Here is a 14,491-nt window from a genome sequence, read left to right as displayed (position 1 = left end):
CCGTGGCCGTGTACGGCGTGAACCGGAACCTCGTCGCCCAACGCAACAGCGGCGGCCACGTCAAGGTGTACGCCCAGTTCCGCGCCCCACTGGACCGGCACGCACACCTGGACCCGGCCGACGCCGACGAGCACTTCATCACCGCTGTCGTGCTCGACATCCACGATCACGGCCCGCAGGCTGAGATGCTCAACTGCGGCCATCCGCCGCCCCTGCTGGTCCGTGGTGGCCAGGTGACCGTCCTGCACTCCCGTCGGCCCGCACCGCCGTTGGGCCTGTGTTCCCTCTGCGTACGGAACGACCGCACCGACCCGTTCACCATGGAAACGGGCGACATGCTGCTGCTCTACACCGACGGCGTGATCGAAGCGCGCTCTCCGACCGGAGTCTTCTGCCCGCTCGCCGAACGGGTCGCCTCCTTCCCCACCTCAAGCCCCGACGCCCTGCTGCACCACATTCACCGCGACCTGCTCGATCACACCGGAGAGCAACTCACCGACGACGCCGCCTTCCTGATCATCGAACGCTCCCCCTCGCACCATCTGCACCGACACATTTCGTCGGTGCCCGATCGCGCTGACGGTCCGCTTCGGGCGAACCGTCCGAAGCGGGGCCCGACTGGAACGGAAGGAACGCCACCGACTCGCTTACCGGCACTCGGACTCGGGGCCAGAGGTCCTGGACGGCACACAGGGCCTTCGCATGGTGGACGCCATAGGCGGCCAGGCAGGCCAGGGCGCCGCCGCTGCTGTAGGTGTGGTTCACAAGGGGCCGGCTGCTCCGGGGATCCACGGCCCGGCCCGGACGCGGCCACCACATCACCGCAGCCCGCACCGACCACATACTGGCTCACCTGCGCGCCACTGGCCTCGGCGCCCTCGCGGACCTCGGCCTCCGCAGCCTGAAACAACGACATGCGCACCGCCCACGCCCAGCACGCATTCGCCCGTCTCAAGCATGGGCCGGCCCTTACCGAACCCCGCACCGACCCACCCAAGGAGCCCCCCTCCTCCTGCGCACCCTTGTCCGCGCACACGTTGATGTGTGCTCACATACGGAGTCGGCGCGGGACCGTCGGCCGTCACGACAGCGGGCGGTGGTCACGCGGCGCTGGACCGGTAGCGGCGGTCTACGCCCGTAGTGCGCCGGGGGCGTGCAGCGGTGTCCCCCTTCCGGGTCGTCTCGATCAGGTTGGGCACCGGGAAAGATCACCGGCGGGGCCCGCCCGTCCCGCCTGATGGCGCGAGAGCGAACTGACATCCTTCGAAGAACGGAGCAATGCCGTGCCCTTGACCGCTGAAACCGTGGAAGCCGAGCTGGAAGCCGCGAACCAGGAGGGCGATCCGGCCGCGGACGCGCTGGTGTCCGACCTCATCGACAACAGGGAGGTCGACGGCGTCAACGGCCTGTTCCGTACCATCGGAACACTCAAGCCGCACATGCCCATGGAGGAACTGTCCAACCTGCCCGAGCGGCTGGCGCAGTTCCTCCACGACGCGTCCGAGGAACCGCCGGGCTGGAACGAGGCCGACGTCAAGGCGGCGGAGGGCTTCTTCGCCCACCACCACGGTGTGGCCTCCATGCTGCAGGGCACCGTCGGACTCATCGGCACCTACCTCTCCCCCACCGGCGCCTACACCCTGCGCACCACCGGGCGTCTGGGCGGCGTGGACGGCCCTGGACGCCGGCTGTCGCAGTCCTCCCGCCTGTTCATCGGCATGGGTGACAAGGACGCCCTGCGCAACGGCACCCTGGCGGCGACCGTGACCAAGGTGCGCCTGGTCCACGCCTCCGTCCGCCAGCTGCACAAGAAGAGCGGCCAGTGGGACTACGACAGGTGGGGCGAGCCTGTCTCGCAGAAGTACACCACCGGCGCCATCTGCGTCTTCAGCGTGCAGATCCTCCAGGCCATGAAGAACCTCGGCGTCCACGTCACGCACGACGACGCGCAGGGCTTCGTGAACGCCTGGCACTACGTCAACCACTACCTCGGCACCCCCGAGAAGTGGCTGGTCCCCAAGGACGTCGACCTGGTCGACCGGATCTGGAGCACCGAGCGCAAGCGTGAGTGGAGTCCGAGCGAGGACTGCACCTTCATGACGCACCAGGCGCTGAAGTTCTACGAGGAGAAGATGCTCCCGCCCGGCTTCTACGAGCCCTTCATCGCCATGGTCCGTACGGCCTTCACGGACAAGTACGCCGACATGGCCGGCATCCCCGCCAGCGTCGTCGACCTTGCGGCCAAGCCCGCGGCGGCCATGCACAGTCTCTTCAGCAGCACCGCCGGAGGACTCGGCGGCGACAGCGCCAAGAAGGCGGTCGGGGTCAACCCGTACGACGAGATCCTCGGTGTGACGTCCAAGGCGTTCAACCAGGTCGAGCTGTACGCCCTGACCCACGACCAGGACGACCAGCCTCAGATGCACCAGGAACTCCGCGACAACCGCTGACCGAGCAGCCGATTGCGACCGGTCCCAGAACGGGGCCGGCCGCAGCGACGCCGTCAGCGGGAGACGGTAAATCTAAGCGCCGGCCCAGGCAGAGGGCCTGCAGTCCCCCGTGGAAGGCGGGATCACCGACCACCTCGGCTATGACAAGCACGATCCGGCGGGCAAGCACGGCGGCAACTCCCGCGACGGCAAACGCTCCAAGGTCGTCCTGTCGGACCTGGGGCCGGTGGAGTCAGCCGTGCCCCGGGACCGGGACGGCTCGTTCGAGCCGAGATCGTCAAGAAGCGGCAAGCTCATATCCCTCGTCGAGAGCCGCGTCCATCCGATACCCCCTGCTCAGCCCGGTCGGCGGCGCCACCACGCCCGCATGGGCGCAGGCCGGACATCGCGCCACGGCCCCGCCCGTACGCCGCCGCGAAGAAGCAGGTGCGGGCGGGTTGAGAAGTCCGTCGAGAACGGAACTTCGGCCCGCTGCCACAGGAAGTCTCCAAGGCCGTCGTCGAGGGCGCCGGGAACGGCCGCGTCCGTCCGTTCCCGGTTCGGTCGGCGCGCAGCTCTGGCGCTTCCCCCAGCCGCTTGCCTTGCGCGCGATGGACAGCTCCCGGTTCACGCTGTCGGCGTCCATCTCGTGCGCCTGCTGCGGCCCGTTCGGCCGGCCTTCCGGCAGCGCCGGGCCGTCGATCGCGGCGACGAGGACGAGGGCGGCTTCGCCCCCTCAACCAGCGGGCGATCCAGACGAAACTGCCCAATGCCACCCCAGCCACGTCAGGCCGCTTCTCGCCACGAGGTGGGGACGGCGGCGCTCAGGAACGCTCACGGGATGGCGCCGTCACACGCCGGTGCACTGCCCGGCCGAGCCGACGCCCCAGCAGCAGCCAGCCGAGCAGCGCTCCGGAGGTGTTGAGCAGGACGTCGTCGATGTCGAAGGCGCGGCCCGTGATCAGGGCGCCCTGCACCAGTTCCACCATCAGCATCACGAGTGCCGTCAGGGCCAGCACCGGCACCACTCCGCGGGCCCGCGGTGCGAGCACCGGCACCAGCACTCCGAAGGGGACGCCGAGCACTACGTTCCCGCCGAGCTGCTTCACCGCGTCCGCCGCATGCGCGTGTTCCAGGTAGGCCCGCAGCGAGCTGCCGGGACGCAGGTTGCTGTGGGTCAGGTGCGCCGAGGCCGGGGAGGGCTCCAGCGTGATCCGGGCCAGGACGGCGGCGAACGCGACCATGAACGCGAAGGCGACCACCATCGCCAGCAGCCGCAGGGGCAGCGCGAGCGCGTGCCGCGTGACCGGCACCCCGGTCTTCTCGGGCGGCCCCTGTTTCCTGGACGGGCGCAACACCTCGGGCAGGTGGGGGATGGTACGGATCATGCGAGCCTCCAGCGGCGGACTTCCCTGCGCGTGCCGTGAACTTCCCCGGTTTCCAGGGCGGTTCTCCTGCATCTCACCGGTACGGTCAGCCGGATCCCGGCGCGCAGCGCGGCGAGGACCAGGACGAGCTTGGCGACGGCCTTGGCCCAGCCGGGTAAGCGCCTGGCGGAAGTCGTCATCGCGGCGGTCCTCCTTCCTGCTCAGCGGATGCCCAGCGAGGGCACCGGCAGACCGCCGGCCGCCGGAATCCGACAACTGACGTACGCGCCGGTTCACCGGCGGCGCAACTCGCCCCCCTGGTCGCCCCGCCTCACCGGCACCGCCGACATGCGCCGCATGCGTGTCGTCCACGCTCGTCGCCCGGTCCCCCGACTGCCCCGGGCGGCGGTGGCGGCACGGGCCCCACGACGCAACGCCGAGAGAGCGAGCCGGGTCGGCGTGATGACGAGCGGCTGCTGTTCGTCCTCCGGCGCCGGCATGCGGGAGTCCGGTACAGCTGTGGACACCGCCAAGGCGCCCTTTTGCGTCGCTCGCGCACATAGCGGCGAGCTGACGGCCCGGAGCGGCTGCGGGATCCGACCGTCCTGAGGCCGGCGCGCCGCTCGCCGGCCGCCTGCCCGGCGGACACGACGCACCTCCCGTCTGGCTGTGGATGTCGGCCGCCAGCCTCGCGAAGACGTCGACATGTGCCGGCAAGCGTTCCTGCGCAGGCTCGCAGGGCCCTCGGCTGGAGCCGCCCGAAGCTCCGCACTCCGCAGGCGGCTCAGCGGTGGACCCGTCTGGTCCCCTTGTGGCCCACACCCAGCTTCGACTCACCCGGCTTCTGGCCGCAGATGGCCGCCGCCCTCGGAAGAAGGCCGAACTCACCCTCGCGCCGGTCCGCCGAGTGTTCAGGAACCTCCGCCCGCACCTGCCTTGTCCGGCCCGTGCGCCCAAACCCAGCTTGTTTCTGAAGCCCCCGCGCCGGGAGGGTTCTCCTCACTCCGATCCGGGGCTCGCCCGATCACACCTCGTTGAGGGCGAAACCAGCGTTCAGCCATGACTTCGACTCTGAGAAAGCACCTCGCCATGACAGTCGGTGTCGCTGCGCTACTCACCGCCTGCGCGGCCACCACCGGCGTCAAGCCCTCCGGGCATGTCCGAGGCACGAGGCGACACCGGAGCACGTACGGGACCAAGAGACGGGGGCCAGCTCCCTGGAGGCGTCGTCGCGGTCGGCGGTAGGCTCGGCGCGGTGCTTGCCGGTGCCGCAGATCTGCGTTGCCCTCCCCCCCTCTCGCCCTCCCACGGCCCCTGTCGGGGTCGTAGCCGATGACGGCTACCTGGTCGCTCGACGGGTCCCACCTCAGCTGTACGGAAGCGGCCGGACTGACGGGTGACACGCAGGTTGGCGGGCTTGGTGGGCGGGGTGTCGTACGCCGGAACGTCCGCTGAAGTGCCGTCGACCTTGAAGCCGTGTGGGTGGGGGAGAACGGGTCCGGTGACGCCGACCCGTACCCGTGCCGAGCTGGGTGCGGGGATCTTTCGCTTGTACTCGTCGATGGTGACGGTCACGTGCCGGCCGTCCTGGTGGACTTGACCGCCGGTGTGGCTGCTGACCTGCTGCCCATCCTTCGTTCCGGGGGTTCGCCTCGGCTCTCGGCCCGCGGGTGTGCCGCGTGACCGACAGCGGGGCAGCAGCAGATGCGGGCAGCAAACCCGCCGATGAGCGCCGACCGACCTCGGTGCCCGTGACATGGCACCCGACACCCGAGGCATCACGCGGTTGTCACCGCGTACTCACAGCTGCACCTTGCCCCATCGAGGATTCGGCCGCACCCCACATCACCCGGCCGAGTGACGTGCGCAGGCCAAGGACGAGGTCGGCACGGCACTCGCAGCAGCAGCTTGCGTGCCACCCGGAGGCGCCCTCCGCGGTCGTCGTGCCGGTGGGCGGCGGCGCAGTTCATGCCCCGTTTCGGGGTGTGCCCGGCGCGGGGCCGTTACGGTTCCTCCTCTTGGCTGCGGGTTCGATGGCGAGCACGTGGTCGCGCACCCATCGAGTCAGACGGCCGGGTGTCATGCACACCCATAGGGAGCAAGAACGGGTGCGTGTCCGTCGGCGGTTGGAAGGCTCCCTACTGATCTGTGCGGCGATAGCCGCCCCGGCTCGGGAGGTTTGCCATGAACGCCGTCCGCCGTGTCATCGCCACCATTGCGTCAGCAGCGTTCCTTGCCCTGGGGTGCATCACGCTGGCGACGCCTGCTCAGGCGCAAGCCCTTGGCCCCGGCACCCCGCCCGACCCCCTGGGCGACCTCGAAAGCGATGTCACCAACATCATCGGCGCGCCGCTCAGCCTCTGACACCCCGCTCTGCCCTGGCGTCGGCCGTTTCGGTCAGAGAGGCCGGAGCGAAGCCGGCCCTGGTGCATCACACCGGGGCCGGGACGGCTCCGGAGCAGGGGCTGACAGATACGCGCTCCTTCCACGCGCGTCTCGCAGGCCGCCGAGGACGCCGCCCAACCCGAAGGCAGAGCCGACGCGTGTGATGCCAGATCGCGGAGCCGCGCAGGATCCGGCGCTGGGCGAGGTCGGTGCGGGCCTGGACCGTGGTGGTGATCCTTTTCTCCAGAGCATGGGCCGTTCGTCGCGGGACGGGAGGGCACCGGTCGCAACCAGGACCCTGCGCAGGCGATCCGCCACAGCGCTGTCCACGACCCCGGCCCACCCGTACACGAGACCTGTGGGGGCATGCGACTGCCGGAGCGTCTACGCGCCCTGCCCCCGTGATGGCGGCCTCCTCCGGCGCCATCGGTCTACCGCGATCGCAGTAGACCCGAGTGTCTGCGTTCGGCCAACGACGAGAGACCAGGGGGATGCGAGCGTGAGGGCGGGCCGGGGCTGCCGGCCCGGCCCGTGTGGCATACCCCTGGAAAGGCTCGTCGATGTCCCCTCTCGCCCATTGGTGCCATAGGCACCGGCTCGCCGTCGTCCTGGCCTGGGTGAGCCTGCTGGTCGCTCTCGGCGCCGCGGTCGGCACGGCCGGCAGCGACTTCGGCAACAGCCCGACCTCGCAGAACACCGACTCCGCCAAGGCCACGGCCCTGCTGCAGAGGGGCGCCAGCAGCGCGGCGGGCAAGAGCGGCCGGGTCGTCTGGCAGGTCAAGGACGGCAAGGTCACCGACTCCGCTGCCGAGCAGCCGATGGCCGACGCTGTGAAGAAGATCGAGACCGCTCCGGGGGGCGTCGCCTCCGTGAGCAGCCCGTTCACGGCGACCGGGGCCCGGCAGATCAGCGGGGACGGTACGACGGCCTACGCCACCGTCTCGTTCGAGCAGGGCGTCAGCGACACCCGGATCGCGCAGGTGAAGCAGCTCGCCACCGCCCCGGAGTCGGCATCTCTGCACATCGCGCTCAACGGGCAGGCCTTCACCGTCAGCCCCAAACCGAACCCGGTCGCCGACGCCATGGGCATCGCGCTCGCCTTCGTCGTGCTGCTCTTCGTCTTCCGGGCGGTGTGGGTGGCGGCGCTGCCCATCATCACTGCCATCGCGGGCGTGGGCACCTCCGCGATCGCGGTGATGCTGCTCAGCCACGTGATCACCCTGTCCGACACCACTTTGACCCTCGGTTCGCTGATCGGCCTCGGCGTGGGCATCGACTACGCCCTGTTCATCGTCGACCGGCACCGCACCAACCTGATGGCGGGCATGGGCGTCGGCGAGTCGATCGCCAAGTCCCTCAACACCTCTGGCCGTGCGGTGGTCTTCGCCGGCCTGACCGTCGTCGTCGCCCTGCTCGGCATGCTCACCCTGAACGTCGGCATCATCAATGGCATGGCCATCGGCGCCGCCGTCACCGTGGTCCTGACCGTGCTGGCCGCCATCACCCTGCTGCCGGCGCTGCTCGGCCTGATCGGCCCGCGGGTCCTCAGCCGCCGTCAGCGGCGCGCTCTGACCGGCCAACGCGCACAGAACGGAACCGAGGTGGGGACGGGTCCGTGGGGCCGGTGGGCCGGGCGGGTCCAGGCCCGGCCGAAGACGTTCGGTCTGCTCGCCCTCGTGGTCCTGGCGGCACTCGCCCTGCCGACGCTCACCCTGCGCCTGGGCGCGGCCGACGACGGCAACCTGCCCACGACCTCGACCAACCGCCAGGCGTACGACATGATCGCGAAGGGTTTCGGGCCCGGTTTCAACGGCCCGCTCGTCCTCGCCGTCGAGGCGCCCACCGCCGCCGACAAGGCAGCCGAGGCCAAGCTGGCGAGCACGATCGAGCACGTCGACGGCGTCGACGGCGTCAGCGCCGCCCCCATGAAGGGCGGGCAGAAGGTCGGTGTGATCTCCGTCGTACCGAAGACCTCCCCGCAGTCGGCGGAAACGTCCGACCTGATCGACCACTTGCGCTCGCACGTCATCCCGCCGGCCGAGCAGGGCACTTCGATGAAGGTCTACGTCGGCGGCCCCACGGCAAGTGACGACGACTTCGCCTCTGTACTGCTGGGCAAGCTGCCGCTGTTCGTGCTCGTGATCGCTGCCCTCGGCTTCCTGCTGCTCACGGTCGCCTTCCGCAGCCTGCTCATCCCCGCGCTCGGCGCGCTGCTGAACATCCTCAGCGTCGGCGTGGCCTTCGGGGCGATCGTCGTCGTCTTCCAGTACGGCTTCGGCACCTCGCTCCTCGGGCTCGGCGCCGCCGGACCGATCGAGTCGTTCGTGCCCATCCTCGTCGTCGGCATCATGTTCGGCCTGTCCATGGACTACCAGGTGTTCCTGGTCAGCCGGATGCGCGAGGAGTGGGCCCGCACCGGGGACGACCACCGCGCCGTGCGGGTCGGCCAGGCCGAGACCGGCAAGGTGATCGCCGTCGCCGCCACCATCATGGTCTGCGTCTTCGGCTCCTTCGTGTTCGGTGGTATGCGGGTGATCTCCGAGTTCGGCGTGAGTCTCGCGGTGGCCGTCGCGCTCGACGCCCTGCTGGTCCGCATGGTCGTCGTACCGGCGCTCATGCACCTGTGCGGACGCGCCAACTGGTGGCTGCCCCGCTCGCTGGACCGGGCGCTTCCCCGTATCTCGGTGGAGGGCCCCGCGCAGGAGCCGGCGCAGCGGATCGGTCCCGGCCGTGAGCCGGAGACGGCCGGAATCGGCCGCTGACGTCGTCCGCCGCGAGCACGCGCCGGGCTGTGGAAGGCGCGGAGGAACTGCTCGCCGCGGTCTTCGCGGACCGGATGGACGCCTACGTGCGCGCCACCGCTGAGGCGCTCGCCGACCCCGACCCGTGGAGTGGCTTCACCGGCTACATCGAGACGGTCTGCGCGATGCAGGCTGCCGACCGCGGTTTCGCCGACGTTTTGACCATGAGCTTCCCCGGCGCCGAGGCCTTGGAGGCGTGTCGCGCCGAGGCATATCAGGGCTTCCTGGAACTCATCGCCCGCGCCAAGGACAGCGGACAGCTGCGTGAGGACTTCACCAGCCGGGACCTCGTCCTGCTGCTCATGGCCAACGCCGGCGTCCTGGCCGCCACCGGCGACGCGGCCCCTGACGCCTGGCGCCGCCTTGTGGCGTGGATGATCCAGTCCTTCGGGGCCCCCGCCCGCGGCCCGCTGCCCGACCCGCCGGAGGACGCCGCGCTGTACCAGGCGATGCTCCGCGCGAGCCGGGACATCATCACACCCGAGGCCGCGAAGGGCGGCAGGGGGAAGTGAGCGGGGCCCCTCCCCTCGCCGAGATCGCCCGCAAGCTCGCGGTTCCGTCCGGCAGAACAAGGGCGACTTCCTGCGTGCACCTGGTGAGGGGCCCTGCGTCGCGTGCCGCCGGGGCCCTCAGTCGTCCTCGTCCGAGCCGACCAACAGCAGTCGGTTCCAGCGGACTTCGGCTCCCACGCCTACACCGTGCAGGCGCACTCCCAGCAGCCCCGATGACTGGAAGAGAACATCCCGCGCGGCCCGCGAGGACCACGCGGTCGAGAGCGGCGGCGATCTTCTCCGGAGCGGTGTCCTCGGTAATCGGCCGGGGGCGGGCACGGTGGCACCGCACGCTACGACCACCTGCGGAACCGCGGCGTCGTCCCGCGAATCGCACGCCGCGGGGTCGAGAACTCAGCCCTCCTCGGCCGCCATCGTTGCGGTGGCCGAGCGGACCATGTCGTGGCTGTCCGGGTGCCGTCGGCTCCATTGGCGCTACGAGCGGAAGCCCGAACGGGGACGCCGGTCGTCCACAGTCTCGACCCGCGCCCCGCTCCAGCCGCCTACGTCACGTCCTGCGGGCGAGGGCAGCGTGGAATTCGTCCACGACCGGTTCGGGCAGAGCGGCGCCCTGCGCGTGCTTGATGACCTGCTCGGCGATCGAGGACAGCTTGGTGTTGGTGTGCTGGGAGACCTCCCGCAGCACGGGGAAGCCGTCATGCGGGCTGATCTTCGCCATCATCACGAGGACCCCGATGGCCTGATCCACCACCGCGTGCGAGACAACCGCCCGCTGCAGCTGTGCCTTCTCCGCCCGCAGCCGTTCGACCTCCATCCGCAGCTGCTCGACCTCCTGCGCGAGGCCGTCGACGCGGGGACCAGCGCGGGGTTCTCCGCCGGGGAGCGCGGGTGAGGCCATGCGTATCACCATGGGTGTCAGCGGGGCAGGGACGCATGTGCGCCTGCCCCTCTTTCCATCTCGACATCCCTGCGCCCGGGGAACGTCACAGCACTATGGCTGGAAAGAGCTGAGCTTCGAGCCTCAGCTCAGAGAGCTCAGCGCAGGCCGGCTTTTCCAACCCCGCTCGCGGCGGGTAGCCCCACGGTCAGCGGTGATACCGGCTGAAGCCACATGGCGGTATTGCGGCGACCCAGCAACCGGATCACGTAGCTGGCTCCTGCTGTGAACGAGCCGGAGGTGACAGCCCCGGGTGTGCCGAGCCACACGCGACCGGCCCGGCAGCCAGGCCTCGATACGGTCTCTACGGCTGGCTGAGACGTGAAACCCCGGCGACGGCTGTCTGCTCACTTGCGAGAGCTTGGTGAGATGACCGGCACGGGCGGCATGCGTGGCACGAGGGGTGGCACTCGCATGCCATGCAGGGGATACGGGCGGCGGTGCACAGGGTGCGCCGCCAGATGCAGGCTGCCGGTCAGGCGGTGAAGCGGGCGTGCGCGGGGCCGGGCCGGGAACGGGACCTGGTCGTACAGGCGGGCAAGGCGGCGCTGGCGGCGTGGATCGCCTGGGCATTGGCCGGCTGGTGGCTCAAGGCGCCCATGGCGTTCATCGCACCGTGGGTGGCGGTCGTGCTGGTGGAGTCGACCGTCTACCGGTCCATCGCACATGGTCTGCAGCAGCTGGCGGCGATCGCCACGGGCACGATCGTGGCCACCGCGGTCGCGCTGCTGCTGCACGACACGATGCTGGCGATGGCGCTGGTGCTGCCCACGGTGGTGCTGCTGGGCCAGTGGCAGCGGCTGGGCAGCCAGGGCATCTACGCAGCCACCGGTGCCCTGTTCGTCCTCACCAGCAGCCCCGTCAGCATCTCCACCGCCACCGCCCGCATCACAGAGTCCGTCTTCGGCGCCGTGGTCGGCATCGCCGTGAACGCGCTGATCCGTCCTCCGGTCTACCTGCGGGACAGCCGAGCCGCCCTGCAAGATGCCGCCCGCGAGGCACACGACATCCTGCGGGCCGTGGCCGACGGGCTGGCCGACAACCGATGGGATGCCGACGAGGCCGGAACCTGGCATCAGCGCGCCTTGCGCCTGCAACGCCGCGTCGACCAGGCCCGCGCCGCCCTCGGCCACAGCCGGGAGAGCCTGCGCGTCAACCTCCGCCGCCGCACCCGCGCACAGTCCGCTCCGGGCAAGGACTACGACGACGCGGTGCTCATCTTGGACTACGCCGCTGTCCACACCACCGGGGTCACCCGCACCGTCCTGGAGGCTGCGTCCGAGGTCCGGTCGGCCGCCCGGCCGCACCCCGCGCTTGCCCGTCACTACGCCGATTTTCTCCGCCAGACCGCCCACGCTCTCCACCTCTACAGTCACAGCCGCTTCGGCCATCAAAACGACAGGGAGCTGCTCCAGGCCGTCCGTGAGCTGCACACCACGCTCGACGCGCTGCGCCACCACCTGACCCGTTCCAGGCCGGACGATCCCGACGAAGTGGCCACGTACGGCGCCCTGCTGACCCAGGCCCACCGTCTCGCCGACCAGCTCGTCAGCTCACATCCGTGATCGGTTGAGGCGGCCGGAGTCATAACGTTTCTGTCGTGTTCTTGAGCTGGCGCAGCGGCGGCGCTTCGAGTGGTCGAGGCCTCCGCCTTGGGCAGTTTGAGAAGGACGGTCATGGCGGCGCTCGCCAGACACAGTCCGGCGAAGATTCACATCCCGTCCTGGACTCAGCCGACCTGACCCACTCGGACGCCTCCGACGCGCGAGCAGATCCTCAGGTGTGGAGCTGACCGAACGTGCTCCGCGGTGACGTCGGCTCCGCTGCCCCTGATGCGCCCCCGGTTCCCACGCAGCAGGTCCGGGCTGGCTGGGCCTGTCACCCGCTTTGCTCCCTCGAACCGTGTCAGGCGCAGTTGTGTGATGTTGACGGCGACCGCAGTGCACGGGATCGGGTCTCCGATCACCACGGACATGGCCGTGTCGGGGTACCGGCCGTGCTTGTGCAGGACCATCACGAGGCTGATGATCAGGACGTTGGGCCGTCGGTCAGAACCCAGATCTCACCGCTTCACAGGGTGTTTTCCTCACACGCCAGGTCGTCGCCGAGACCGAGCGCGGCGGACGGGGCGCACGACGTGCGTGTTGACGCTCATACCGGCCTCGGCGGCGGCCGCCCGGCTCGAGGGGGCGAGGTCATCAGGGATGTGCAGGTCATGCCGGTGACAGGCATGACGGCAAGAGTGGCCACCGGTACACGGTGGCTTGAGGCGGTTGTGGCCGGGACGGAATCCGGGCGCCGACGGTGGCGAGCCGCCACAAGCGGGGCAGAGCCCGGCCTGGGCCGAGACGCCGGGCTCGCTGTTTATGGGCATGCCCATGACGGGCTCAGTCCGACCGCACCGGTGCTCGCATCGCACGCAGCGGGCCCCCGTGCAAAGGCCTCGTTCGCCAGCACGCCGAGAAGCTGCGGTCTTTGAGTGAACAGGTCACCAGCAGGTGGTGTGGCGTCTCCAGGAAACCCACGTCGACGGCCAGGGTGTCCGCGTCGGTCCAGCCTCCGCTCACGGCGGCGGGCAGGGGCTCCTCGCGGACGGTCCAGTCGTCACCGAGGAGCAGTTCGAGCCGGTCGCTGTCCTCCGTGAGTGTGACCGTCCAGCCCTGCGGGCCCTCCGCCACCTCGGCCGCGGTCAGTCCCGGTTGGTCCGCGCAGGCACCGCCGTACGGCGTGAACACAGCCCCGTCCCAGTCGCCGGACCGCGCCGAGGGAGCGGGTTTGCCCGCAGCGGGTGGCAGGGCGAGCCGTGCCAGCCGCTGGGCCAGGGCGGTGTCCGCGCTGTCGGGCAGCGGCCGGGGACCGAAGGCGGGCAGCAGGTGCTCCCAGACCAGGTCCAGCACGGCCTGCATCTGAACGGTCTGCGCCGTCATCGCCACCACCGCGTCCTGCTCGGGCAGCACCAGGCAGAACTGCCCGTACGCCCCGTCGCCCCGGTAGCCGTGCCGGGACATCCAGAACTGCAGACCGTAGCCCTGCTGCCAGTCCGACCGCGCCGCCTCGGGCGTATCGTCGCCGGTCGCGACATGGGCGCGCGTCGCGTCGGCGACCCAGTCCCGCGGCAGCAGCTGCCTGCCCTGCCACACGCCACCCCGCAGGTACAGCTGGCCGAGCCGGGCGACGGCGTCGGTGGTCGCGTGCAGGCCGCTGAAGCCCAGCTCGCGACCGCTGCGGTCGCTCAGCCACGCCACCTCGCCGATGCCCAGCGGCTCCAGCAGCCTCGGCCGTAGATAGTCGGTCAGCGGCTGCCCCGTGACCCGCTGCACGATGGCGGCGAGCGTGAACGTGGCGGGCTGGTTGTAGGCGAACACCGTCCCCGGCTCGCGGTCCGGGGGCAGCAACAGGAATCCCCGGAGCAGGTCGTCGGGATCGAGCGCACGGGCCTGGCCGAGGGTGTCGGTCGTGTGCCCGCTCGCCATCGCGGCCACGTGCCGTACCCGCAGGGCTCGGCTGCGGGGGTCGGTGATGTCTGCCGCGAACTCGGGGAAGTACGAGATCACCGGGTCGTCGAGGCGTAGCAGCCCCTCGGCGGCGGCGAGGCCCGCGGCCGTGGAGGTGAAGCTCTTGCTGAGTGAGTACAGCAGGTGGCGGCGCTCGGGCGCGTACGGCGCCCACCAGCCGGCGGCGACGAGCCGGTCGTGCCGCAGGAGCATCAGGCTGTGCGGCTCGATGTCGGGGGCCGCTTCGAGGGCGTCGAGGAAGGCGTGCACGCCGATGGCGTCGACGCCTTCCTCGGCCGGGGTGCCGATGGGCAGGTTACTCGGGCTCATGCCGCCATCCTGTCCGCCCGTGTGGCGCGGATCCAGGGGTGCACGGGCCGCCGCCCCTCCAGGTTGCTGACGGCTGGCGTCTGTGGCGCAACCTCGCCGAAGCCGTGGAGCAGACCGTCGGCGCCCACCACTCCTGCATCCACGCCGCGCCCACTCCGACCTCCGGCTCCAGGAGCCGACACCAACGTCTCCGGTCCCGCGGACTCGTTGGTGCCCGAGCCTGACCTCGTCCCGCC

11 protein-coding genes and 3 pseudogenes are annotated in these 14,491 nt (G+C 70.5%); 9 read left to right on the top strand and 5 right to left on the bottom strand.

Annotated features, from left to right (window positions below):
• Nucleotides 1–203 (bottom strand): hypothetical protein (locus ACZ60X_RS10655; protein ID WP_469596035.1); only part of this gene is annotated, 203 nt, incomplete at its 3' end.
• Between ACZ60X_RS10655 and ACZ60X_RS10650 the strand changes: the two genes are divergently transcribed.
• The 3 genes and pseudogenes from ACZ60X_RS10650 to ACZ60X_RS10640 form a co-directional block, all read left to right on the top strand.
• Nucleotides 150–905, top strand: a complete 756-nt coding sequence (locus tag ACZ60X_RS10650; RefSeq protein WP_469596016.1) for a PP2C family protein-serine/threonine phosphatase — start codon at nucleotides 150–152, stop codon at nucleotides 903–905. The two genes, ACZ60X_RS10655 and ACZ60X_RS10650, sit on opposite strands and share 54 nt — an antisense overlap.
• Nucleotides 906–1,283: 378 nt before the next feature.
• A complete protein-coding gene (locus ACZ60X_RS10645) occupies nucleotides 1,284–2,450 on the top strand; it encodes an oxygenase MpaB family protein (RefSeq protein WP_469595932.1) in 1,167 nt (388 codons plus the stop codon).
• 124 nt (nucleotides 2,451–2,574) lie between these two features.
• A pseudogene (locus tag ACZ60X_RS10640) lies at nucleotides 2,575–2,750 on the top strand (transposase); the annotation flags it as partial.
• A 503-nt stretch (nucleotides 2,751–3,253) separates the two neighbouring features.
• Here the strand turns inward: ACZ60X_RS10640 and ACZ60X_RS10635 are convergent.
• Nucleotides 3,254–3,817 carry a VanZ family protein gene (locus ACZ60X_RS10635; RefSeq protein ID WP_469595930.1) on the bottom strand — a complete coding sequence of 188 codons (564 nt, stop codon included), beginning with the start codon at nucleotides 3,815–3,817 and terminating at the stop codon, nucleotides 3,254–3,256.
• Nucleotides 3,814–3,996: a hypothetical protein gene (locus ACZ60X_RS10630; protein ID WP_469595928.1), complete on the bottom strand. Its 183-nt coding sequence runs from the start codon at nucleotides 3,994–3,996 to the stop codon at nucleotides 3,814–3,816. Before ACZ60X_RS10630 ends, ACZ60X_RS10635 begins: the two co-directional genes overlap by 4 nt.
• A 431-nt stretch (nucleotides 3,997–4,427) precedes the next feature.
• Between ACZ60X_RS10630 and ACZ60X_RS10625 the strand changes: the two are divergent.
• From ACZ60X_RS10625 to ACZ60X_RS10605, 5 genes and pseudogenes are all read left to right on the top strand, one after another.
• Nucleotides 4,428–4,859, top strand: a pseudogene (locus tag ACZ60X_RS10625) (NF041680 family putative transposase); the annotation flags it as partial.
• 1,121 nt (nucleotides 4,860–5,980) lie between these two features.
• Entirely contained in the window at nucleotides 5,981–6,160 is a 180-nt protein-coding gene (locus ACZ60X_RS10620) for a hypothetical protein (RefSeq protein ID WP_469595926.1), read from the top strand.
• A gap of 581 nt (nucleotides 6,161–6,741) precedes the next feature.
• Nucleotides 6,742–8,943, top strand: coding sequence for an MMPL family transporter (locus ACZ60X_RS10615; protein WP_469595923.1), 2,202 nt, complete (start codon nucleotides 6,742–6,744; stop codon nucleotides 8,941–8,943).
• Nucleotides 8,944–8,972: 29 nt separating this feature from the next.
• Entirely contained in the window at nucleotides 8,973–9,494 is a 522-nt protein-coding gene (locus tag ACZ60X_RS10610; protein ID WP_469595921.1) for an SbtR family transcriptional regulator, read from the top strand.
• A 333-nt stretch (nucleotides 9,495–9,827) separates the two neighbouring features.
• Nucleotides 9,828–9,987: pseudogene (locus tag ACZ60X_RS10605) on the top strand (IS5/IS1182 family transposase); the annotation flags it as partial.
• A 54-nt stretch (nucleotides 9,988–10,041) separates the two neighbouring features.
• Here the strand turns inward: ACZ60X_RS10605 and ACZ60X_RS10600 are convergent.
• Entirely contained in the window at nucleotides 10,042–10,392 is a 351-nt protein-coding gene (locus ACZ60X_RS10600; protein ID WP_469595918.1) for an ANTAR domain-containing protein, read from the bottom strand.
• Nucleotides 10,393–10,892: 500 nt separating this feature from the next.
• Between ACZ60X_RS10600 and ACZ60X_RS10595 the strand changes: the two genes are divergently transcribed.
• Nucleotides 10,893–11,996 carry an FUSC family protein gene (locus tag ACZ60X_RS10595; protein ID WP_469595915.1) on the top strand — a complete coding sequence of 368 codons (1,104 nt, stop codon included), beginning with the start codon at nucleotides 10,893–10,895 and terminating at the stop codon, nucleotides 11,994–11,996.
• Nucleotides 11,997–12,818: 822 nt separating this feature from the next.
• Here the strand turns inward: ACZ60X_RS10595 and ACZ60X_RS10590 are convergent.
• Nucleotides 12,819–14,255 (bottom strand): serine hydrolase domain-containing protein, encoded by a 1,437-nt coding sequence (locus ACZ60X_RS10590; RefSeq protein ID WP_469595912.1) that lies wholly within the window; start codon nucleotides 14,253–14,255, stop codon nucleotides 12,819–12,821.
• Nucleotides 14,256–14,491 lie beyond the last annotated feature (236 nt).

The sequence above is a fragment of the Streptomyces sp. NPDC104106 genome (genome assembly GCF_055584345.1).
Note: the sequence above shows the minus strand (reverse complement) of the source record. Positions and strands in the feature narration are given on the sequence as shown.